Origin of the sequence: Protofrankia symbiont of Coriaria ruscifolia, assembly GCF_900634745.1 — a bacterium.
GTDB lineage: Bacteria > Actinomycetota > Actinomycetes > Frankiales > Frankiaceae > Protofrankia > Protofrankia californiensis.
On the sequence record NZ_CAAAFR010000203.1, the window covers coordinates 38,069 to 39,784 of the forward strand.

A 1,716-nucleotide genomic window follows, 5' to 3' on the forward strand; every position below is an offset into this window, starting at 1 on the left:
CGGCCAGCGGACTCCACCAGCGCCGAGGTATCGCGCTGGCCGCGGCCGTCACGGCAATCGTCGGGGTGGACGTCACCCACTCGACCCTCGTCGCCTTCTCCCGGGTCGAGGGCCGGCTGTCGGGGTTCGTCTACGGCAACATCATCGAGATGGTCGCCTGGATCCTCGGGTTGGCCGCGGCCGTCCTGCTGGTGCGGCGCTCGACCGCCGGCCCTTATCTTGCCGGAACCGCCGGCTTCGTCATCGCCATGGTCGGCGGTTTCGGCGACCTGGGCGTGCTGTATCGGGCCAGCGCCCCGATCGCCGGGCCAATGGACCTTGCCCGGACGCTGACCACGATCACCATCGGCATCGGCTTCGGCCTGCTCGGCGCCACGGCGCTGGTGTCCCGCCGGCGCGGATCGCGCAAGCGGACCGATCCAGGACAGAACGGTCCGGATCGGGCCGACCTGAAGCAGACCGACCCGCAACGGAACGGCCGGCAACGGAACGGCATGCTCCCCGCACAGCGGGATATGGCAAGCTGACCGCCGTGAGTGCGCGCACAGCACTGCCCGCCGTCGCCGAAACGGCCGCAGTTCCCGAAACGGCCGCGGTTCCCGTGACAGCCGCGGTTCCCGTGACAGCCGCGGTTCCCGTGACGGCCGCCGGGCGAGGCATGCGCGCGTCCACCTTTGCCGGCTCCTCGGTCTGTCTTGCTGTGGCGGCGCATACCGCGGCCGGCGGCCACCGGCCGTCCGCGGCCCTGTTCCTGGGCGCGTTCGGGCTGATCACCCGTATCGCGTACGGACTCGCCGGGCGGGAGCGACACGTTACCGCCATGCTCGCCGGGGTCGGTCTGACCCAGATCGTCCTACACGCCACATTCACGATCATGTCGCACAACGCGCTCACGTCGCACAGTGCGGACATGGCACCCGCGGCGGTACTCCACGACGGCGTCGCGATGACCGCCGTACACGCCGTGGCGGCCGGGCTTGTCGCCAGCATGCTCCGCCGAGCCGAGAAGGGGCTGTGGACCACGACCGTCCTGCGCTCGGCGGTCGTCCGGTTTCGGATGCTTTCCCGCTGCGCCAGCCTGCTGTTCCAGGCCGCCCGCAGGTTCGCCGCCATACTGAACGTCCTGCTCACGATCGGACCGGACGCTGTCCGCGCCGCCGGCATGCCCGGCAGGTGTCCACCCGCCGCGTCCACACCGTCGGCGTCCATGGGCGGACGCCTGTTCGTCCGCGCCGGCAGGCGGCGCGGGCCGCCGTCCGTCCGTACGGCCACCGCCGGCTGAACCCACTTGCGGGTCCGGCCGGAACCGGCCTGCCGCCACGCGTTTCCATCCGCCCCGCGCCACCCTTCCTCGCCTCCGGACAACGTCCGCCGTCGGATCCGGCGGCGGCGAGCGTGTCCCGGACTCCTCCGGTGTCGGCTTGCCGCTGACGTCCACCGGTCGGACCCGCCGGTCGGGCCCGGCCGCTTACGCCGGTGGGGTGCACGCGTGTCCGGGTCAACGCTTCGTACGCACGTATGCCCGCGGCCTCCTCCGGCGGCGTGAAAAAGCATGACTGTCTCGCCGGCAGGAGGCAGGTTTCCCGAGAGGATCAGTATGTCCCGCACCACCCGTGGCATAGCCGTGCTCGGCGCCGCCCTCACCGGTGTGATCGCCTTTGCGCTGCCGGCGTCCGCACATGTCACCGTGCAGCCGAAATCAGCCACTGCCGGCAG

At 71.6% G+C, this 1,716-nt stretch carries 1 protein-coding gene and 1 pseudogene; both read left to right on the top strand.

The annotated features are described in order from the left end of the window. Positions 1-527: pseudogene (locus tag CV1CTNOD_RS23695) on the top strand (hypothetical protein); the annotation flags it as partial. Between the two features lie 5 nt (positions 528-532). After that, positions 533-1,282, top strand: a complete 750-nt coding sequence (locus tag CV1CTNOD_RS23700) for a hypothetical protein (protein WP_131788162.1) — start codon at positions 533-535, stop codon at positions 1,280-1,282. Positions 1,283-1,716: the final 434 nt, after the last annotated feature.